General features: G+C 71.7%; 20 protein-coding genes and 2 pseudogenes. 7 read left to right on the top strand and 15 right to left on the bottom strand.

What is annotated here, in order from left to right; genetic code table 11:
* Positions 1-82: 82 nt before the first annotated feature.
* Entirely contained in the window at positions 83-1,018 is a 936-nt protein-coding gene (locus ACWGIF_RS12245) for an MBL fold metallo-hydrolase (RefSeq protein ID WP_453494948.1), read from the bottom strand.
* Between the two features lie 83 nt (positions 1,019-1,101).
* Here ACWGIF_RS12245 and ACWGIF_RS12240 point away from each other — a divergent pair.
* Both ACWGIF_RS12240 and ACWGIF_RS12235 read left to right on the top strand, forming a co-directional pair.
* A pseudogene (locus ACWGIF_RS12240) lies at positions 1,102-1,401 on the top strand (cupin domain-containing protein); the annotation flags it as partial.
* Positions 1,396-2,262 carry an AraC family transcriptional regulator gene (locus tag ACWGIF_RS12235; RefSeq protein ID WP_453494997.1) on the top strand — a complete coding sequence of 289 codons (867 nt, stop codon included), beginning with the start codon at positions 1,396-1,398 and terminating at the stop codon, positions 2,260-2,262. The pseudogene ACWGIF_RS12240 and the gene ACWGIF_RS12235, both read left to right, overlap by 6 nt.
* Before the next feature lie 345 nt (positions 2,263-2,607).
* On the opposite strand, the gene ACWGIF_RS12230 is transcribed toward ACWGIF_RS12235, so the two are convergent.
* Entirely contained in the window at positions 2,608-3,975 is a 1,368-nt protein-coding gene (locus tag ACWGIF_RS12230) for an acyl-CoA synthetase (protein ID WP_453494946.1), read from the bottom strand.
* A gap of 267 nt (positions 3,976-4,242) precedes the next feature.
* Between ACWGIF_RS12230 and ACWGIF_RS12225 the strand changes: the two genes are divergently transcribed.
* Positions 4,243-4,743, top strand: coding sequence for an anthrone oxygenase family protein (locus ACWGIF_RS12225; protein ID WP_453494943.1), 501 nt, complete (start codon positions 4,243-4,245; stop codon positions 4,741-4,743).
* A gap of 250 nt (positions 4,744-4,993) precedes the next feature.
* On the opposite strand, the gene ACWGIF_RS12220 is transcribed toward ACWGIF_RS12225, so the two are convergent.
* The 6 genes from ACWGIF_RS12220 to ACWGIF_RS12195 form a co-directional block, all read right to left on the bottom strand.
* Positions 4,994-5,290 carry a hypothetical protein gene (locus ACWGIF_RS12220; protein ID WP_453494940.1) on the bottom strand — a complete coding sequence of 99 codons (297 nt, stop codon included), beginning with the start codon at positions 5,288-5,290 and terminating at the stop codon, positions 4,994-4,996.
* 262 nt (positions 5,291-5,552) lie between these two features.
* The gene (locus tag ACWGIF_RS12215; protein ID WP_453494937.1) at positions 5,553-5,894 is read right to left on the bottom strand and encodes a hypothetical protein; all 342 of its coding nucleotides are present in this window, start codon (positions 5,892-5,894) and stop codon (positions 5,553-5,555) included.
* Between the two features lie 96 nt (positions 5,895-5,990).
* Entirely contained in the window at positions 5,991-6,248 is a 258-nt protein-coding gene (locus ACWGIF_RS12210) for an ATP-dependent DNA ligase (RefSeq protein WP_453494934.1), read from the bottom strand.
* Positions 6,249-6,684: 436 nt separating this feature from the next.
* Entirely contained in the window at positions 6,685-7,410 is a 726-nt protein-coding gene (locus tag ACWGIF_RS12205; protein ID WP_453494931.1) for a hypothetical protein, read from the bottom strand.
* A gap of 110 nt (positions 7,411-7,520) precedes the next feature.
* A complete protein-coding gene (locus tag ACWGIF_RS12200) occupies positions 7,521-7,952 on the bottom strand; it encodes a hypothetical protein (protein WP_453494928.1) in 432 nt (143 codons plus the stop codon).
* 83 nt (positions 7,953-8,035) lie between these two features.
* The gene (locus tag ACWGIF_RS12195) at positions 8,036-8,605 is read right to left on the bottom strand and encodes a TetR/AcrR family transcriptional regulator (RefSeq protein ID WP_453494925.1); all 570 of its coding nucleotides are present in this window, start codon (positions 8,603-8,605) and stop codon (positions 8,036-8,038) included.
* Between the two features lie 80 nt (positions 8,606-8,685).
* Here ACWGIF_RS12195 and ACWGIF_RS12190 point away from each other — a divergent pair, with 80 nt between their 5' ends.
* Both ACWGIF_RS12190 and ACWGIF_RS12185 read left to right on the top strand, forming a co-directional pair.
* On the top strand, positions 8,686-8,838 hold the full coding sequence (locus ACWGIF_RS12190) for a hypothetical protein (RefSeq protein WP_453494922.1): 153 nt from the start codon (positions 8,686-8,688) through the stop codon (positions 8,836-8,838).
* Entirely contained in the window at positions 8,835-9,362 is a 528-nt protein-coding gene (locus ACWGIF_RS12185; RefSeq protein WP_453494919.1) for a hypothetical protein, read from the top strand. Before ACWGIF_RS12190 ends, ACWGIF_RS12185 begins: the two co-directional genes overlap by 4 nt.
* A gap of 34 nt (positions 9,363-9,396) precedes the next feature.
* Here ACWGIF_RS12185 and ACWGIF_RS12180 read toward each other — a convergent pair whose 3' ends face one another.
* The 3 genes from ACWGIF_RS12180 to ACWGIF_RS12170 form a co-directional block, all read right to left on the bottom strand.
* Positions 9,397-9,525 (bottom strand): four-helix bundle copper-binding protein, encoded by a 129-nt coding sequence (locus tag ACWGIF_RS12180; RefSeq protein WP_453494916.1) that lies wholly within the window; start codon positions 9,523-9,525, stop codon positions 9,397-9,399.
* 347 nt (positions 9,526-9,872) lie between these two features.
* Positions 9,873-10,829, bottom strand: a complete 957-nt coding sequence (locus ACWGIF_RS12175) for an FAD binding domain-containing protein (protein WP_453494914.1) — start codon at positions 10,827-10,829, stop codon at positions 9,873-9,875.
* Positions 10,826-13,390, bottom strand: coding sequence for a molybdopterin-dependent oxidoreductase (locus ACWGIF_RS12170; RefSeq protein ID WP_453494911.1), 2,565 nt, complete (start codon positions 13,388-13,390; stop codon positions 10,826-10,828). Before ACWGIF_RS12170 ends, ACWGIF_RS12175 begins: the two co-directional genes overlap by 4 nt.
* Positions 13,391-14,440: 1,050 nt before the next feature.
* On the opposite strand from ACWGIF_RS12170, the gene ACWGIF_RS12165 reads away from it, so the two are divergent.
* Positions 14,441-14,791, top strand: coding sequence for a helix-turn-helix domain-containing protein (locus ACWGIF_RS12165; protein WP_362397826.1), 351 nt, complete (start codon positions 14,441-14,443; stop codon positions 14,789-14,791).
* Between the two features lie 107 nt (positions 14,792-14,898).
* On the opposite strand, the gene ACWGIF_RS12160 is transcribed toward ACWGIF_RS12165, so the two are convergent.
* Positions 14,899-15,300: a hypothetical protein gene (locus ACWGIF_RS12160; RefSeq protein WP_453494908.1), complete on the bottom strand. Its 402-nt coding sequence runs from the start codon at positions 15,298-15,300 to the stop codon at positions 14,899-14,901.
* A gap of 139 nt (positions 15,301-15,439) precedes the next feature.
* Between ACWGIF_RS12160 and ACWGIF_RS12155 the strand changes: the two genes are divergently transcribed.
* A complete protein-coding gene (locus tag ACWGIF_RS12155; protein ID WP_453494905.1) occupies positions 15,440-15,853 on the top strand; it encodes a J domain-containing protein in 414 nt (137 codons plus the stop codon).
* 140 nt (positions 15,854-15,993) lie between these two features.
* On the opposite strand, the gene ACWGIF_RS12150 is transcribed toward ACWGIF_RS12155, so the two are convergent.
* The 3 genes and pseudogenes from ACWGIF_RS12150 to ACWGIF_RS12140 all read right to left on the bottom strand — a co-directional run.
* On the bottom strand, positions 15,994-16,188 hold the full coding sequence (locus ACWGIF_RS12150; RefSeq protein ID WP_453494902.1) for a DUF1918 domain-containing protein: 195 nt from the start codon (positions 16,186-16,188) through the stop codon (positions 15,994-15,996).
* A 1,267-nt stretch (positions 16,189-17,455) separates the two neighbouring features.
* Positions 17,456-17,749 carry a hypothetical protein gene (locus ACWGIF_RS12145; RefSeq protein WP_453495003.1) on the bottom strand — a complete coding sequence of 98 codons (294 nt, stop codon included), beginning with the start codon at positions 17,747-17,749 and terminating at the stop codon, positions 17,456-17,458.
* A gap of 64 nt (positions 17,750-17,813) precedes the next feature.
* A pseudogene (locus ACWGIF_RS12140) lies at positions 17,814-17,975 on the bottom strand (heavy metal-binding domain-containing protein); the annotation flags it as partial.
* Positions 17,976-18,095: the final 120 nt, after the last annotated feature.

Genomic DNA, 18,095 nt, shown 5'->3' with positions numbered 1-18,095 from the left:
CGGGGGGTGCGCGCCGGTGGCGCCGGCCGACTGCGGGTACACGCCCGTTGCCGCCTCCCGAGTCGAGGTCCCCGGGCGGGTGTCAGGGCTGCGTGGCGCCGGTGTCGCAGGCCGGCCAGGACGCCCACCGGGCAGGGACGAAAGCGCCGGCCTCGCGGCGTACCTCCACAGCACCCGGCCCGGCGAAGTGAGCAGGCACCACCAGCTCCCGTCGCGCCGCCGCTCGCTCGAGGATCCGACGCCGCGTCACCGCCGCCCCCGCAGCGTCCAGGCAGAAACAGCTGCTGCACGACGGACTCAGGATCTGCACCGGACTGTGCAGGACGTCACCGACGAACACCGCCCGCTCGCCCCCCGACTCCAGACGCAGCACACAGGAACCCGGCGTGTGCCCGGGCGCCGACTCCAGAGAGAGGTGTTCATCGATACGCAGGGCGCCGTCCCACAGCACGGCCTGCCCGGCCCGGTGCACTGGCGCGATGCTGTCCCCGTAGACCAGCCGGTCATCGGGACCACGGCCGGCGCCGTGGGAGTTGCCCGGCCCGAAATGGAAATCGTCCGCCGCCGGGATGAGATAACGGGCACGGGGGAAGGCCGGAACCCACTCTCCCCCCGCATCACGGGTGTTCCAGCCGACGTGATCGGCATGGATATGGGTGTTGACGACGACGTCGACATCCTGCGGGCGGATCCCGGCCCGTGCCAGGGCACCGAGGAAATCACCGTTCCACCGGTGGAACTGCGGCGAGTGGGGGCGTTCACGGCCGTTGCCGACACCCGTGTCGACCAGGACGGTCTGACCACCGCTGCGCAGGACCCAGGTCTGCAGCGCCGTCACCGCCTGGTCGTCCTGCACCTGCCAGTGGTCCGGCGCCAGCCAGTGCTCGTTGTCCTGCCACACCCGGGCCTTCGAGTCCGGCACGAGACCGCCCGCCGGGGCGAACGGCCCCTGCCACTCCAGGACCCGGATGACCTCGACGTCCCCCAGCATGATCGTCTGCTTGCTCTCACTCGTCATACCTCCGACCCTAGGAACAGCCGGTGAGCCGCTCAATGCCCGCACTGCTCACGTGAATACGCAGACGTCTCACCTTTGATTCCATGGATACCGTCGATGGGTACGGTGGCCCGATGGACGTGGTGAGTGATGCGATCTCGGCCGTGCGGACCGGGCGGCCCTCCTCGGAGCGGGTACGGGTGAGCGGGAGCTGGTGCACACGGCTCGCGCCGTACGACGGCGCCGGTTTCCACGTCGTGCTGGAGGGGAGCTGCTGGCTGCTGCCCGACGCAGGGGCGCCCCTGTCGCTGGGGCCGGGTGACGCGGTGCTGCTGCCGTACGGCACCGGCCATGTGATCGCCGACGGGCCCATGGGGGCGGAAGCCGTCGAACGGGCGGTGCCGTTCGGACAGTGGGAGGCGATACAAGCCCCCGGGCGGGCCGCACAGGCCGCACAGGCCGCACAGGCAGGCATGCCCAGCGGGGCAGGCGGCGCTGGCGGGGCAGACAGGGCGAGCGGGCTACTCGAAGCTGGTGGACCGCCCGGGACCGGTGGGGTGACCGGGCTGCTCGGGCCTGGCAGAGCGGACGGGGCTGGCAGGGCCGATGGGGCTGGCGGGGCAGGCGGGGTGCGTGGTGGGCGCAGGGTGGTGGAGATGCTGTGCGGCAAGTACCGGCTCGACCGCAGCCGGATACACCCGCTGATGGCGGAACTGCCGACGGTCGTCCACCTGCCGAACCGGGTGGGCGTACGTCCTGAACTGCGGGCCGCCATCGACCTGCTGGGCCGTGAGCTGGACGGGCAGCGGCCCGGCTCGGGCATCGCGGTGCCGGGCCTCCTCGACCTGCTGCTCGTCTACATGATCCGTTCCTGGCTGGCCGAGGGCGGCAGCGGGGCATGGTCGGCCGTCCTAAGCGATCCTGTCGCGGCCGCCGCCCTACGGGCCCTGCACGCGGACCCGGCCGCCCCCTGGACGAACGAGGCCCTGGCCGCCGCCGCGGGGGTGTCGAGGCCCACGCTGGCCCGCCGTTTCACCGCTCTGGTCGGCCGGCCCCCGATGGCGTATCTCACCTGGTGGCGGCTGAGCCTGGCCGCCGCTCTGCTGCGCGGCACCACACAACCGCTGGCTGCGGTCGCCCGCCACGTCGGCTACGGCAGCCCCTACGCCCTTTCACACGCCTTCAGCCGCGAGTTCGGCACCACACCGGGGCGCTACCGCGCCGAGCACGCCCCCGCATCGTCGCCCCAGGGCGCCACCGAGTAAACCGCCTCCGCCACCTCGCCCGCGTGCTGATCGCCTGTCCGGCGCCGGTCACCCCCGGCGGGCCGGACGGCCGGTGGCGGGCAGGCGGCCGCTGGCATCTCGGTCGCCCTGGCCGCTCCCGCCGCGCCGGGCCGTGCGACGCGACCGGTGCCGTGGCGGTGCGGCACCGCAGAACGGCATCGCGTGCGCCGCCGACCCCGCGCCGTCGAGGGCCGATGGCGTCCGGTGACGGCCCGCTCCCCCGTGACCACTCCCCCGCCCGCCAGTCTGCGTGCCGCCGCCCCCGGGGCGGGACGGCGGGGCAGCGGGGTGCGGAGGTGCGGCAGGGGGACGGATGGGCGGATGTCAGGTGCGGGGCGTAGGCCCGTCCTCCAGCAGCAGTCTCTTCTGCGGTTTGCCCATGGCGTTGCGCGGGATGGCGGCGACGAAGCGGACCTCGCGGGGGCGTTTGTGGACCGACAGGTGGGCAGCGACGAAATCGGTGAGTTCGGCGCCGGTGACGTTCTGGGCGACGACGAAGGCGACGATCCGCTGGCCGAGGTCGGAGTCGGGGACGCCGACCACGGCCGCCTCGCTGACCGCGGGGTGGTCCAGCAGCGCGTTCTCGATCTCGCCCGCGCCGATCCGGTACCCGCCGGACTTGATCAGGTCGGTGGAGGCGCGGCCCACGATCCGGTGCACCCCGTCGCTCTCGTCGACGGCCGCGATGTCACCCGTACGGAACCAGCCGTCCTCGGTGTACGCGGCCGCGGTGGCCTCGGGCCGGCCGAGGTAGCCGGAGAACAGAGTGGGCCCGGTGAGCTGGAGTTCGCCGATACCGGCGCCCGGTTCGGCAGCGATACGCGTGGTGATACCCGCCAGCGGGGTACCGACCGTGCCCGGGCGGACTTCGCCGCCCGCCCGGCCGCTGACGGTGATCAGGGTCTCGGTCATCCCGTACCGCTCGACGGGCCGGTGCCCGCTCAGTCGCTCCAGTCCACGGAAGACCGGCGCGGGCAGGGCCGCACTGCCCGACACCAGCAGCCGGGCCCCGGACAGCGCGGCGGCCGCCGCCGGGACGCCGACGATACGCGACCACACGGTGGGCACACCGAAGTAGAGACTGCCGCCGACCGCCGCATACGCCTCGGGGACCGGCCGACCGGTGTGCACCAGACGGCTGCCGGTACGCAGCGCGCCCAGCACACCCAGGACCAGACCATGGACGTGGAACAGCGGCAGCCCGTGGACCAGAGTGTCCTCGGCGCTCCACTGCCACGCCTCGGCCAGCGCGTCCAGGTCCGCGGTGATCGCCGCACGGCTGAGGACCACACCCTTGGGAGCACCCGTGGTGCCCGAGGTGTAAAGAATCAACGCGGCATCACCTGGTGCAGGCGCCACCGTCGGACCGTCGGTTCCGGCAGGCGGTCGACGGGCGAAGCGGGCCTCGATCAGACGTGCGCCGGAGTCGGCCAGGATGTGACCGCGCTCGGCCGGACCCGCATCGGGCGGCAGCGGAACACACGGCACCCCCGCCAGGAGCCCACCGACCACAGCAGCCACGGTCTCCAGCGAAGCGGTGGCATTCACCGCGAACACGGAGACACCTGCCTCTTGAAGATCCACGGCCACCGCCCGCGCCGCACCGAGCAATTCCTCATAGGAAGCGGAACGACCCGCAACGGTCACAGCGTCCGCACGATCCCCGTGCACGCCGGTCAGGGCAGTCAACATGACAGCAACTCCGTTCGACAACGATGCGGGTCCCGCGGCCAGCCTACGGGGGCGACCCAAGCCGCTGTACCTCTATCATCGGCGGGACGTGACCACCCGACCATCGAAGGCGACACGGGACTCGACACCCTTCCTGACCAGTTCACGACACGGCTGACGAGCGGATCCCGATCAGGCCACGGCACAGTTCACGACCTGTTCTCGACCCAGTTCCCGCAACAGTTCACGAAACAGTTCACGACGAGTTTCGATCCGGGGGACCCCCACGTGGAAACGGCACGGTTCGCGTCACTGATCGCAGCAACCATCACCATGGGCCTGATGAGCGGCCTGTTCTACGCATTCGCGGTATCCGTCATGCCCGGTCTGGCACGCAGCGACGACCGGACCGTCATTGAAACAATGCAACGCATCAACGTGGCCATCCTCAACGGCTGGTTCCTGCTCGGCTACCTCGGGGCGCTGGTCTTCACCGGGGTGGCGGTCGTCCTCCACGCCACCGGACCCGGCGGACGGCAGGCGCTGGTGCCACTGATCGGGGCGCTCGTCGCCTACATCCTGGCCATGGCCGTCACGGCCCGGGTCAACATCCCCCTCAACAACGCCCTGGAACAGGCCGGGCCCGTCGAGCGGATCACGGACGCGGCCGCCGTCCGCCGCGCCTTCGAGGCACCGTGGAGGCGCGCCAACACCTGGCGCGCGATCCTCTGCACCCTCGCATTCGCCCTGCTGACCTGGTCGCTGGTCCTGCACGGCCACCACCACTGAACCGCGCCTTTCAGGCCGGCCCGCAGAGCCCCTCCGCCCTGCCAACAGGCTGCCGGAAACGGACCCGTGACGCCAGGCGCGCCGAGACCGAAGTGGTGGCCGACCGCCGACTCCCGCACAGCATCGGGACCGGCTACTACGGCCAGGACGCCAGCGGGTCCTACGACCTCTCCATCCTGGTCAACGGTGCCGTGGCGCACACCAGCCTGCCTGCCGGCCCTGACCAGGCGGTGCCGCGCAGGCCGGCCGGTCAGGCCGGCGTGAGGCTCAGGCCTCCCGATCCCGACCGGAACCGGTCGATCACGCGCGCCTCGCCGAGGACGGCCAAGGGCGGTGTCCCGCCGGCGGCCAGGTGCTTCACGGTCAGCCCGAACCTGCCCTCGAACAGGGCCGCAAGGGTGTCGGCGTTCTCCTCGGTGCACCGGCCGGACAACTGATCCTCGTCCTCGGCGGCATCGGCAGGAGCAGGTGGGGGTCCTCCAGCCGGAGAAAGGCGCCTGCCGCCCCTGTCGTCGGCCACGACGAGCCCGGCGGACGGTGCCTCCATGGCGCGATCTTGGTTTGCGCCGGGATCCAGGCGACCACAGCGGACCGGTCGAATTCGGGACTCGCCGTCGTACCGCCCACCGGCGCCCCCTCGACTCCTGACACGTCCGTCCAGCACTGCAGCGTTCTCGCATGTGGGCCTGCGGTCGCTGCGCTACCTCAACATCGATCCCGAGGCCGACGCCGTGCTGGATAACGCCGGCCTGGTAGCCGTCGTCGGCCCCCACCTTGGTCACGCACGGATGTTGCCGCTGCCAACTCGGTCAGGGACTGCTTGCCGCCGACTTCCCGGAACTCGCCGAGGAGGTCGGACGGCGCGCTGCCGCGATGAGCCAGGCCGACGCCCCACGGGACCGGCCCGCGGTGGCGGTTGCGCCGGGTGACTGCGGCCACCGATGTTCGAGTACGGTCCGGCCGACCGCGCGCAGCCAGCCCTCCTGGTCGTGGCGGCCGAGGACGAGGAGCCCGGGGCAGGTCAGGGTGCCGGCGATCGCGCCGACAGTCGTCTCAGCGATACCGCGTCTTCTGATCTTGGTCCAGCCGCGGTATCCGTGCAGGTAGCGCTGGGAGATGGTCTGGATCAGGAGGCCTGCGACGCCGGACACGTCCGTCCAGGACTCCACCCATTCCCATGGCTGGCCAGGTCCGTCGTGATTGGACACAACGTCCAGGGGGCCGGCAGGGCGTGCTCGGAGAACAGGTTATTCAGCAGGACAGCGCCGCTCGGCGTACGGGCGGGTGAGGAGCTCCTGGCCGTCCTGCTGCAAGACGTCGAAGGCGACGAAGTAGGCCGGCCACCGGGCGGCCAGGCCGGCGGCGCCCCGGGCGCGGGTGGCGGCCCGGCGCTGCAACGCCCCGAACGGCAACCGGCCCGCTTCGGGGTTCCAGACGACCAGTTCGCCGTCGACGACCAGGCCGTGCGCAACTGCGCCTCGGCGGCCGCCACCAGGCCCGGCCACCGGTCCTGGACCAGCGGCCCGCAACGGGTCTGCGCCAGCACGGTGCCGCCCAGGCCGGCCGCGGTGATCAGCAGCGTCCGGTGCCCGTCCAGCTTCTGCTCGTACGCCACCCCCGCCCGCAACGCCGCCGGGCCCGGCACCGACTCAGCGCCCTGCACCCTGCACCCTGCACCCTGCACCCTGCACCAGCGTCGGCTCGACCGGTGGCCTGAGCGTCACGAGACCTCCCCCACGCCTTACCCCTCTTCCAGGGTCGGCCAGACCAGCCGGAGGCTGCCCTGCAGGCGGCCGTCGCATCATCCATCCGAGGGGCGCAGCCCACGACGCCGCCGACGTAGCCGTCAGGGGCGCGCTCAAGGGCTTCTGCGGCACGGCGGAGGCATGCGCCGCTGGTCCCTGCCCCTGCTCCTTGGCACACTGCTCGCGTCCTGGCCGGTCAGTGACCGGCGTGACCGTCGTTGTGACCAGGGGTCGTGGAGGCGGGGGTGGGCTGGGCGGAGGTGTTGGGCGCGGGGGTGGCGGTCGGGGAGGAGCCGGTGGTCGGGGTGTGGTCGTCTGCGGCGGGTTCGTCGCCGTTGCCGTGGCTGTGGCCGCCGCCGGGCGTGACCGCCATGGACGCCGCTACTTCGCGCAGGCCGAAGAAGGCGAGGGCCGCGACCGCGAGAACGGTCAGGCCCAGGACGCTGAAGATGCGGCGGGTAGAGGTGTCCGCGTCCTTGATCACGTAGGCGACGAAGGAGACGACGATGCCGGCCGGAACAAGGACGGCGCCGCGGGCGGGGAAGTCGTCGAAGTGCTGGAGACCACCACTGAGCATGCCGATGCCGAAGGACAGCAGCAGCGAGGAGCCGATCACGACGAGCATGCGCGGAAGGCCGGGCCGATCGCGGGTGAGGAGGAACTCGTTGAGGACGGTCGCGGCGAGGAAGACGAGCGCGCCGTAGGCGGCGATGCGGGTGTAGCGGTCGGGGTCGAGGGGGTGGTGGACGACGGCGCCGCTGATGAGGCCGGCGCCGACGAAGTAGCCGACGTAGCCGAGGTAGCGGGCGGCAAGCGAACGCTTGCGGGAGGACGCGGCCTTGCGCCGCGCAGCCCGTCCGGCAGCGGGAGCACCGGATGGGGTCTGCGGGATGTGCGCGTCGAGGAGCTGGGCGGAGGTCATGGTTGCGAGTTCCCTTAGGTGCGGACGTGGCTCATCACCCGGCGAACCGCAGGGCAGCGGTCCGGGATGGACGATGAAAATGTGGGCAGATCGGGGCAAAAAGCCCGGATCTATACCTGCTGCACCACTGAACTGAGGGAACTGCGCAAAGGAGGAAGACCGAAAGGCAGGGTCTGGGTCCACGGCTGCGGCGCCGTCGCGGCGAAGACGGCAGTCCGCACGACGATGGCGGTCGGGTGCGGGAGGTCGCAGCCTTCCTCCGGGTGGCCGGAGGCGCACGCCTCCGCCGGGTGCGAATGCCCGCTGCCGTCGTCGCCATCCCGGTCGTGCTGCTGGGCATCGCGGTGATGCGCGCCGCCGGTGTCGGCGGGCGCCAGGTGGGGCATCGTGGGGGCGCCGCCGGTGACGTGCGCGGAGGCGCTGTCGGCGCCGGCGGCGTGGGTGTAGAGGACCGCGAACAGCAGCGCGGCCAGCCACAGCAGCCGCAGCGGGCCCGCCTGGTGGCGGGTCCGCGGGGTGCTGAACGCAGGGCGGGCCGTCATCACTCCGTGACCCTATCCGGCAGCCGGCGGTCGCCGTCCAGCGGCCCCTTTGTTGATCACACGAAGCGGAGGTGTCGGCGGGTTCAGGGAAACGGGCGCAGGCCGTCGAGGGTGACGGCGACCAGGCGGGTCACGGCGGCCTGCGAAGGGAGGGCGGCCGCAGCAGTCAGGGCGTGGAGGCAGTAGTGGGCGAGTTCGGCCGCCGGAACGTCCGAGCGCAGGTCGCCGGCTTCGGTTGCCTCGGCGAGCAGGTGCTGGAGCATGCCGTGCAGGTGCCGCTCCGCGTGGGTGACGTGCTCGCCCTGGTGCAGGAGGGCGGCGAGTTCGCCGCCGTGCCGCTGCCGGGCGATTCCGGCGTACGCCACCAGCACGGCCTTCAGGCGCTCCACAGCCGTGCCGTCCTGGTCGCGGATGCCCCCGAGCTGCTGGACGTGGGCTGTGACCTGGCGTTCGTGCCAGGCCAGTAGCACTGCTTCTACGTCGGAGAAGTACTTGTAGAGCGTGGCCCGCCCGATTCCGGTCTCCTCGGCGATCTGCGACATGGTCACCGATCGCAGCCCGCTTTCGGCCACCAGCTTTGCGGTGGTGTTCAGGATCGCCTCGCGCACGGCGGCGCGGTGCGCGTCGATCGTCTCGTTCCACAGCTTGGGCACCCACCCAGGATACGGACGTCCACAGGGCATACACTCGGTTTCAGATGGAGACAGAGTGTCTCGAAAAAACTGGAGGCGTCATGGCAGGCTCACCGGACCGTCACGACGGCGACGGCGACGGCGAGGGGCCACCGCGCTGGGTGAAGGTGTCCGCGGCGGTCGCTGCCGTCCTGATCGTGGTGTTCGTGATCGTGCACCTGGCCGGCGGCGGCATGACGGGGCATGGGTCGTGAGCCCGTTCCCGCAGTGGCTGCGCAAGCTCGCGCTCACGCTCCACGTGACCGCGTCGGTCGGCTGGCTGGGCGCGGTCGCTGCGTTCCTGGCCCTTGCCGTTGCAGGTCTGACCAGTGGCGCACCCCAGACGGTGCGGGGCGCGTACCTGGCCATGGACGTGGTGGGCTGGTACGTGATCGTGCCGTTCAGCGCCGCCTGTCTGCTGACCGGTCTGGTGCAGTCGTTCGGCACGGTGTGGGGGCTGCTCCGCCACTACTGGGTCATCGCGAAGCTGCTGATCACGGTGGTCGCGACCGTTTTGCTGCTGATTCACATGCAGCCGGTCGGCCACCTCGCGGACGCGGCTGCCGGGGCGGCGCTTGCGGGCGGCGAGCTTGAGGGCATGCGCGTCCAGCTGATCGCGGACGCGGCCGCAGCCTTGGTGGTGCTGCTCACGGCGGCCGCGCTGTCGGTGTTCAAACCGCGGGGGATGACCCGCTACGGGCGCCGCCGCCAGCGCGGGCAGGTCCCGCAACCAGGCTGAACCGCTCGCCGAGCCGGTGGGCGGGCGCTCTCGATCAGCCGAGGGCGCCGAGGGGTTCGTTGCATGCCTGTTCGCAGGAGCGGCAGGCTTCGGCGCAGACGCGGCAGTACTCGTGCATGTTCGCGTGCCGTCCGCATTCGTCGGCGCACGTCTTGCAGACCATGACGCACGCCTTGAGAGTCGCGGCGGTGATGTCGGCGCCGCGAGCGGCAGGGGCTCGCATACGTGGTGAACCGCGTGGTGACCCGCTCCGCCACCCCTTGCGCCGAGGCGGACTCACGCAGCTGACCCAGACCGACTTGCCGATGACACCAACGAGTCGTGCATCGTGATGCAGGACATCGAGGGCAACGAGGGCAACGAGTTCTGTCTCGACTGAGCGTCATGGCGGCGTTCGCGGCGGTGCTCGAGGCCCCGGGCCGGTGCCCCTTGGCCGCCGTTCGCGAGGCCGTGGTCGCGGCTCACGAGATCTCCCCAGCCGTGACCGGCAGTTGCGGGGCAACCTCAGCCCTATGCAGCCGAGCCGACGGCCTGTTCCAGGGCTTCCAGGACGGTGTCCCTGAACAGGGTGGCCTTGTAGCCGGTCTGCGGCAGGGGCCGGCAGCGGGCGAGTACCGTCGCGGCCGCTGCGGCGAGGACCCCCGGGGTGGCCTCGCGGCCGATGACGGCGGCCTCGACCTCCGTCAGCCGCAGGGGGACGCGCGCCACCCCGCCCGCCGCGACGGCGGCGTGCGTGACGGTGGCGCCGTCGAGTGCGACCCGGGCGGTGACCTCGACCAGGGGCCATTCGGCATAGGCACGGCTGGTGGCCCGGTGGCAGGCGGCGCGTTCACCGGCCAGGGGTGCGGGCACATGGACCGCGGTGAGGATGCAGTCCGGCGGCAGCAGGTGGTCGGCGTGGAAGAGCCGGTCGCCGTCCCCGTACAAGTCCGCGACGGCCCGCGGGGATTCGCCGTGGATCTCGACCTCGGCGTCGTAGGTGAGCAGGGCCATCGCGAGGGTGGACGGGTGCGGGGCGACGCACGGGCCGTCGCCGCTGACCACGCCGAAATGGTGGTCGCCCTGGCGCGCGGGGCAGTCGGTGCCGCCCTTCTGGAAGCAGCTGACGTGCGGATTGCGGTAGTACCAACAGCGGTTGCGCTGGAGCAGGTTGCCGCCCAGGGTGCCGGCGGCGCGGATCTGCGGAGTGGCAGCGGTCCCGGCCGCCATCGCGAGGGCCGGCCAGCCGGCGCGCACCTGCGGATCGGCGGCCAGAGCGGAGAGGGTGGTCAAGGCGCCGATCCGCAGCCCGCCGCCGGGCAGCGGTGTGCAGCCTCGCAGGTGGCTGACGCCGTCGAGGTCGGTGAACGGTCCCGGGGAGACGCCGCTGCGCTGCCGGGCGGTGGTGTCGGTGCCGCCGGCGCGCAGCTCCCCGCCGCGGGCGAGGACGGCGGCCGAGAGGTCGGTGAGGGCGGTCTCGGTGCTCACGTACCCAGTCCTTCCAGGAGCCGGTCGGGGCGGATGGGCATGTCGTACGGGCGCCAGCCGGTGGCGTCGTGGACCGCGTTGGCCAGGCACGCCGCGGTGGGCAGGGTCGCGATCTCGCCGAGGCCGACGCCACCTCCGGGGACGTGCTCGAAGCCCTCCTGATGGAAGTGGACGGTGATCTCGGGGGTGTCGCCGATCCCGGGGATGCGGTAGTCCTCCAGGTTCTCGGTCAGCACCCGACCGGTGACCGGGTCGGTGCGGCGTTCCTCGTACAGGGCGTAGCCGATGCCCTGGACGACGGCGCCCTCGCACTGGCTGCGGGCCAGCCGGTCCTCGTGGATGCGGCCGGCGGCGATGCCGCTCCACACGCGCAGCGGGCGGATCCGGCCGAGCCGCGTGTCCACCTCGACCTCGGCGACCTGCACCGATCCGGTGAAGCCGCGGCCGACGGCGATACCGCCGAGAGGGAAGGGGGTGACGAAGCCCCGGCGGTCGCGGGGGCGCCGGCCGGTCACCCGTACGCCGTTCGCCGCGTCCAGCCGGGCGGCGATGTCCCCTCCGCCGAGCGCTTCGCGCAGCCGTGTGGCGGCGTCCGCGGCGGCGGGCACGATGGAGGGAGTGGTGCGGCTGCCGCCCGAGGTGGGGCCGTGCACGGCATCGCTCCGGCCGACCTCGGCGCTCACCCTGTCCTCCGGTACGCCGAGGCCCTCCGCGACGGCCCGGCGCAGCACGGTCCGCGAGCCCGTCCCCATGTCCTGCACGGCGCAGCGAGCGACGACGACCCCGTCCTCGACGGTGAGCTCGACCTCGGTGACGGGATCGAGGAAGTACAGCCAGTTGGCCGCCGCGACGCCGACGCCTCGGCGGAACCGCCCGGTGCCGCCGCGAGGTCCCGACCAGACCGGGAGCGCGGCGGCCCGGTCGTACAGGGCGTGCCGCTTCGGGTTGCCGTCCCAGCGGCGGCGCAGGGCGATCGGGTCCCGGCCGAGCCGGTGGGCCATCTCGTCGACGGCCTGCTCCAGGGCCCAGCACATCGTGGGCCCGCCCGGGCCGCGGAACGGGGCGGCCGGAGGCCGGTGGGTGAGCGTGTCGAAGTCACGGAGCCGGCGCGGGGCGTTGCCGTACATGAACCGGGCCAGCGCCGCCACGGTGCCGCCCACCGACACCCCGCCGTCGGTGTCCGCGTCCATGGCCAGCGCACTCAGGTCGCCGGCCGCGTCCGCGGCCATCGCGAGCCGGATCCGGGCGCCGGGCCGGTAGCCGCCGTCGACGAGCTCCTCGTCCCTGTCGAGCACCACCCGTACCGGGGCGTCGTGCAGCCGGGCCAACTCCACCGCGGCGACGACGTCGGAGGTCAGCCCCATCTTGCAGCCGAAACCGCCACCGACGTGGACGGCGCTCGCCACCACCCGTTCGGCGGGCACACCGAAGCGCTCGGCGGCGAGCTCGGCCACCTGCCTCACCGACTGCGTGGACACCTCCAGGTGGAGGGTGCCGTCGACCCACTGGGCCAGGCAGGCGTGCGGTTCGAGCGGGGTATGGGTCTGGGCGGCGGTGGTGAACACGCCCTCGACCACCCGTTCTGGGTTCCGGGCCCGGGCGTCGAGGATACGGCGCACGGCTGTGGCGGGGCGCTTGCTCATGGCGGACGGGCCGCGCAGGTTGCCGCGCCAGCGGGCGGGCACCAGCTGGGGGGTCTCGCCGGACCCCGGCGCCCGCTTGCGCGCCGCCTTGTCCTCGTAGACCAGTGGTCCCTCGCCGGCCCGGGCCAGGCGGGCGTCCAGGGCTGCCGGCAGCACCTCGTAGTCCACCGTGACCCGCGCCGCGGCCGCCCGTGCGGAGGCCCGGTCCGGCGCCGCGACGGCGGCCACCGGCTGTCCGACGTACCGCACCACCCCGTCGGGAGGCAGCAGCGGCACAAGCGGGAGGTCCCCGGCCTCCAGGGACCGTACGTGCGCGTGCGCGTGCGGCGACCGGATGATCACCCCCTCCAGCAGCCCCTCGGGGCGCAGGTCCGTGGTGTAACGGGCCGATCCGTCGACCTTCTCCGGGGCCTCGGCGCGCGGGACCGCCTGCGCCTCCCCGCCGGTCGGCGCCGTGTCGTAGTCGCCCGCGCATGCGGCGGCCACCGCGCTGAAGATTCCCTCGTACGCGCCGCACCGGCACAGGTGGCCTGCCAGCGCGTCCGCGATCGGCTCCCGCCCCGGCCGGGTACGGCCGTGGTCGGCCCGCCACCGCTCGAAAAACGCCGCAGCCTCGACCACGAACCCCGGGGTGCAGTAGCCGCACTGGAGGGCGTCCTCGCCAGCGAAGGCACGCGCCACCGGGTGGCCGGACAGGCCCTCCACCGTCGTCACCCGTCGGCCGGCCAGCACGACCGCCGGGGTCAGGCAGGACACCCTGGGCTCACCGTCGACCTGGATCGTGCAGGCCCCGCACACCCCGCCCGCACAGACCAGCTTGGTGCCGGTCAGACCCAGCCGGTCCCGCACCACCTCCACGGCGGCCGGGTCGTCGTCCACGTCCACCGCGCGTCGGGCGCCATTGACCTCGAACTCCACGAGACGTACTCCTCAGCCGCGGGGTGGCGACCGCCGTGCCTCGCGCTCGCCTTCACGCTCCTTGATATCCCGCTCCTCGCGTCGGCGCAGGTCGGCGGGCGCCCGGCCAGGCCGTCCGCACCGAGTCCGAGCCCGGGGGCGCCGCACTTCTCTTCGGCCAGGGGCAGTGCGGCGGTTCGGCGGTGGGGCAGTGCGGCCAGACGGGGGACGCACGGCTGCCAAACCCGAGGAAACCCGATTACCTCACTGTCGAACACGCGGAAATCTATGCTGGCTGAAGTAGACATTGGGCGGTGGCGTGGTTATGGTTTCTCTCGTAGCCCAGAGAGACCGCAGGGCCCGGCAGAGACGAACTGCCGGGCGCAGTACCCGCAGTACGCAGTACCCGCAGTTGCAGTACGCCAGGACGGTGCGGTGGCGGAGTTTCGAAGCCAGAGCGTTTGCAGGACGGCGACGGGACTGGCGACCGGACCGGGTGGCCCGCAGTGATCAGGGGCCGCCGCAAGCAGTACCGCAGTACGCAGTAACGCAGTGGCAGTACCCGTGGTAAGTGCAGTCGCAGTACCCAGCAGTGAAGTCAGTGAGCAGCACCTCGGTGAAGGCGTCGGCTGCGGGCGCGCGCACCGGGAAGTTCGGCAGTGGGGTTCCAAGCCAGAGCAGACGCACGATGGGCGACGGGGCTGGCTGCCGGAAGCGTGGCGCTGTCACAGGCCACCGAGTGGTTCGCAACACCGGCAGTACGCAGTAGGGCAGTGCCAGCAGTTCGCAGTCCCCCGCTGTAGCAGTTGATCACCGAGGGAAGAACGGAGGAACGCGCGCCATCAGGATCGCCCGGGCGTAAGGCTGAGCCCGGGTACCGCAGGACATCGATAGTGAGGTGGTCTCCGGTCGAGCAACCGCGATCCCCGCACCCCCGACAGCATTCCGGTCGGGCATGCGGAAACAGAAGGCCGGCACCGAACTGGCGTCGGCGGATGGTGTAGAAATTCCTTCGGGGCCCTGGTGCCGTACGGCACCAGGGCCCCTCCACGTGTTTCAGAGAGAGGTGCAATGACAGCAGAGAATCCGACAGGCCCGCTCGGCGGCCACCTGGACGACGACGACTACCCCGCGTACACCATGGGCCGGGCCGCCGAGATGCTCGGCACCACCCCGGGCTTCCTCCGCGCCATCGGCGAAGCCCGCCTGATCACCCCGCTCCGCTCCGAGGGTGGCCACCGCCGATACTCCCGCTACCAGCTGCGCATCGCAGCCCGTGCCCGGGAGCTCGTCGACCAGGGCACCCCTGTCGAGGCCGCCTGCCGCATCGTCATCCTCGAGGACCAGCTCGAGGAAGCCCAGCGCATCAACGCCGAGTACCGCCGTGCCGCCGGGTCGTCCAGTCCGCCGACCGCGGTCTGAGTCGAGCGGGCCCGCCGATCTCGGCGGGCCGCGCCGAAGCGTAGGCACGACCCCAACCACTGTCACGGTCTTCGTCTCGGCGACGGCAGGCGTCCCCGCGCATGCGTTCAGCCGACCTCAGCCGCAGAGGCGCGCTCGCGGACCCGAGCTGCCATGTCGAGCTGCTCCGGCTGGGTGTGCGCTGTGGAGCGGAGCAGGGGCGCACCTTGCCGTTCGGGCCGGTGACGAGCCGAGTCGGTGATCTTCTCGCGCGGCGTGTCGGCTGCACCCGGTGCTGCGGGAATCAGCCTGCGGGCCAGGAGGCGGCCAACCCAGTGCCGCCCGCACACCGGGCACGGTGAGGCGCCGGCAGGAGTGTACGGGGAGGCCACAAGGATGCCGTCGCGGGAGAAGTACTCCCAAGTGCCGCCCTCATCGCTGTACTGCTGGACGTCGTAGTCGACACTCCAGTCTTGCCAGCACTGGCCGCACGTGAATTCCACCCGCTCCAATGCCATCTCGGTGATCATCTCCCCCGCCTCCCTTCGGCTGTCACTTTCCTGCTACCTGATCCATATACCCGTTCCGAGGTTGTCTTGACAACGTCGCCCGCGGGTTTTATGACGATGGAGTGAAGGGGTCGATCCGGCTATCGGGGAGGTGAGATCAATGAGCGGATCGCGCCCGTCGCGCGACCATTACGCCGTCCTCGGTCTCCGGGCGGAGGCGTCGCCGGAGCAGATCACCAGCGCCTACCGCACACTGATCCGCGCCCTGCATCCCGACACCCACCCCAATGGGCCGCCGCCGGTCGGCGCGGAACTCGGCGAGGTCATCAACGCCTACCAAACCCTGCACGATCCACTGCGGAGGTCCGCCTACGACGCCAGCCGCGGTCAGAAGCGGCAAGCTGTGAGCCGTCCGGTGCGGATACCCGTACGAGTGAGGTCCGCCCCGGAATTTGCGGCACGGCCTTATCCACGCTATGCGGCGGGAACTCGTACGGGTGTATATCCTGGCACCGCACAGCCATACGAAGAGCCATTCGATCAACTCATAGCCTGGCTGTTTTACGGCATATAACTTGCACCAGCCGCCGGCTTCGTATGGGCCCGGGTGGAATTCAGGCGGCGTTAGGCGGGCGTTGCGCCGGACTCCCACAGCAGAAGCTGCAGGCCGGCCGGCTTCTTACGCCGCCTGCCCGCGGCTGCAGCAGGCTGCGACTATCCGCCTTCGCCGAGGTGGCGTACGACGGTGTCGGGGCCGGGGCTCATGAGGGTCTCGTGTCCGTCCTCAAACCGGACGCGGTACGGCGGGTTGCCCTGTTCTCCCAATACCTCGATGACCTCGGCCGTCCGGTCATGCTGACCCACGATCCGCCCGTGCACCACGATTCGGTCGCCCACATTGGCTTGCATCCCGTTTCTCCCGTTCCGAGGCTGTGATGGTCCTCTGACCGGGGCACTACCCGCACCGGCTCTCCGCAACGCCCAGAATCACCCGAATGCGGCGTCGGCACCGCCACATGACAGGGAAGACCCCCCAGAAGAGCAGCACCGGCCCCGCCGAAGGGCCTCCGTCCAACTGGCGATCTTCGCACCTCCGCTACGCCGTCGGCCGCTGACTTCCACTTCGTACTTGAAACTACAAGCAGTTTTTTATGTAGAAGTGGATGGGTTTGGAGCCCATTTGTGGCCAGAGGTGGCGACCAATTGATGGGGCGGCCACCGGTGGCCCTGGGTGGCATGAGGTCTACGCGACGTATAGAGGCGAGTGGAGATGCGCCGAGGTGGTGATTCGCTAACCCGTTCAGCAGCCACAGTGCCCTTGTGGACCGGAGTGGCAACCTCGTTCCGGCGACGGAGATAGCTGCGGCGGCTGTCGATGCGTGGTGGACGGTCACGGCGTGGAGTCCGGGTGCGCAGCTTCTGCTTGGTACGCGCCTAGGTAGTTCGTACATGTCCGATGGGCCGTCCGCGTAGTTGTAAGGCCCACCCCAAGCGAGCCTGGCTCAGGAGCCCTGGAGCGCTTCGCGTCCGTGCTCGCGGGCGCAGCCCACGGAGCGGCGGCCTCCCGCACCGGCGCCGCTGCAGCGGGTGCGCGGGTGGCGGCCGAAGCGGGAGCGGGAGCGGGCGCGGGGACCCGGCGGGGAGGCGCGGTCCACGGGTCACCGGCCGCACCCATGCGCGCGGCCAGCATGTCCCTCGCCGGTACCGCGGCACCAGCCGCAGGAGCAGGGGCCGGAGCGGAGGCCGGAGCAGAGGCCGGAGCAGAGGCCGGAGCGGAGGTGGCCGCCGGGGTGGTTCGAAGCCGGGGCGGATGCGGGGGTCTTGGCTGCGGCCGCGGTGACGCCGGCGACGACCTGGTCCACGCCGACCCCAGCACGGTGTGCGTCAATCCGGGCGAGATCGATCGAGGCGGCCCATCGCGGCCGCGATGTCCGGCCAGGCCGGGCACGCCAGGATCGTGTCGCGGATGGCCGCCCGCGACTTTCCCGGACGGCCCACGCAGCACACCAACAACTGCTAAAACACGACCAGCGCTCGGACCATGGGGCTGGGGGGCGGCGGGCCCTGGCCGGCAGCGGTCAGGCCAGGAAACGCTCGACGGCCTCGCGGGCGCGCGCGTTCGAGGCCGCAGCTTCGGCCAGGGACCGGGCGAGGGCATCGATCCACTCGTCCAGGCTCACGGGGCGCCGCGAGAGCACGATGCCCCGTACCTCGTGGCGGATCTCCCCGGCCACCAGGCCCCGGTCCATCCGCAGCGAGAGCCGCTGCTCCCCAGCGCGACGTCCAGTTCGGCGACCGAACCCTCGCGCCCGGCCACCCGTTCCGCGACGGAACGTTTGCGCTTGACCCGTACGGCGCCAGGCGGCAGCGAGTCCGCCAGGTTCGCAGACAGCACGTTGACGTAGAGGTTCAGGTCCGCGCTGTCCCGGCGCAGCGCCGCGGCCAGCAGTTCCACTTCCCGCTCGGACATCGAGGCCCAGCACCACGGTCGGCCGGTCGATGATGTGGTCGTCGCGCAGCGGGCGCACTGCAGTCCCGATGGCGAAGAACTCCGTGGTGTGCGATCCCCAGCTGTGCGAGTGCTGCCTCAGCTGGACCGCCACGATCCCCTCGGCGTCCAGGGCCTTCCCCTCCGCTTGCATGCGGCTCATCGCCAGCTCGCGCGCGTCGTAGAGCGCCTGGGTGAACGTCTCGATCTCGACGTTGCGGCCCGTGGGGGGGGGGGGCGGTGGGGGGCGCCGGGTCCCCCCCGGGAGAAACCCCCCCCCCCAAACAAAATGAAAACCCCCCGGAACGCCCCCCCCACGCAGCCGGAA

The sequence above is a fragment of the Streptomyces sp. NPDC054849 genome, from assembly GCF_053610945.1.
The sequence above is the reverse complement of the archived record's forward strand: the minus strand, read 5'-3'. Positions and strand labels throughout refer to the sequence as shown.

Bases quoted from the DNA above. Each gene is read 5' to 3' on its own strand.
- ACWGIF_RS12205 (WP_453494931.1), bottom strand. From the start codon at position 7,410: ATGACCTCCGCCCAGCTCCTCGACGCGCACATCCCGCAGACCCCATCC.
- ACWGIF_RS12200 (WP_453494928.1), bottom strand. From the start codon at position 7,952: ATGACGGCCCGCCCTGCGTTCAGCACCCCGCGGACCCGCCACCAGGCG.
- ACWGIF_RS12155 (WP_453494905.1), top strand. From the start codon at position 15,440: ATGAGCGGATCGCGCCCGTCGCGCGACCATTACGCCGTCCTCGGTCTC.
- ACWGIF_RS12190 (WP_453494922.1), top strand. From the start codon at position 8,686: ATGGCAGGCTCACCGGACCGTCACGACGGCGACGGCGACGGCGAGGGG.
- ACWGIF_RS12150 (WP_453494902.1), bottom strand. From the start codon at position 16,188: ATGCAAGCCAATGTGGGCGACCGAATCGTGGTGCACGGGCGGATCGTG.
- ACWGIF_RS12180 (WP_453494916.1), bottom strand. From the start codon at position 9,525: ATGGTCTGCAAGACGTGCGCCGACGAATGCGGACGGCACGCGAACATG.
- ACWGIF_RS12160 (WP_453494908.1), bottom strand. From the start codon at position 15,300: ATGATCACCGAGATGGCATTGGAGCGGGTGGAATTCACGTGCGGCCAG.
- ACWGIF_RS12220 (WP_453494940.1), bottom strand. From the start codon at position 5,290: ATGGAGGCACCGTCCGCCGGGCTCGTCGTGGCCGACGACAGGGGCGGC.
- ACWGIF_RS12145 (WP_453495003.1), bottom strand. From the start codon at position 17,749: ATGTCCGAGCGGGAAGTGGAACTGCTGGCCGCGGCGCTGCGCCGGGAC.
- ACWGIF_RS12165 (WP_362397826.1), top strand. From the start codon at position 14,441: ATGACAGCAGAGAATCCGACAGGCCCGCTCGGCGGCCACCTGGACGAC.
- ACWGIF_RS12230 (WP_453494946.1), bottom strand. From the start codon at position 3,975: ATGTTGACTGCCCTGACCGGCGTGCACGGGGATCGTGCGGACGCTGTG.
- ACWGIF_RS12245 (WP_453494948.1), bottom strand. From the start codon at position 1,018: ATGACGAGTGAGAGCAAGCAGACGATCATGCTGGGGGACGTCGAGGTC.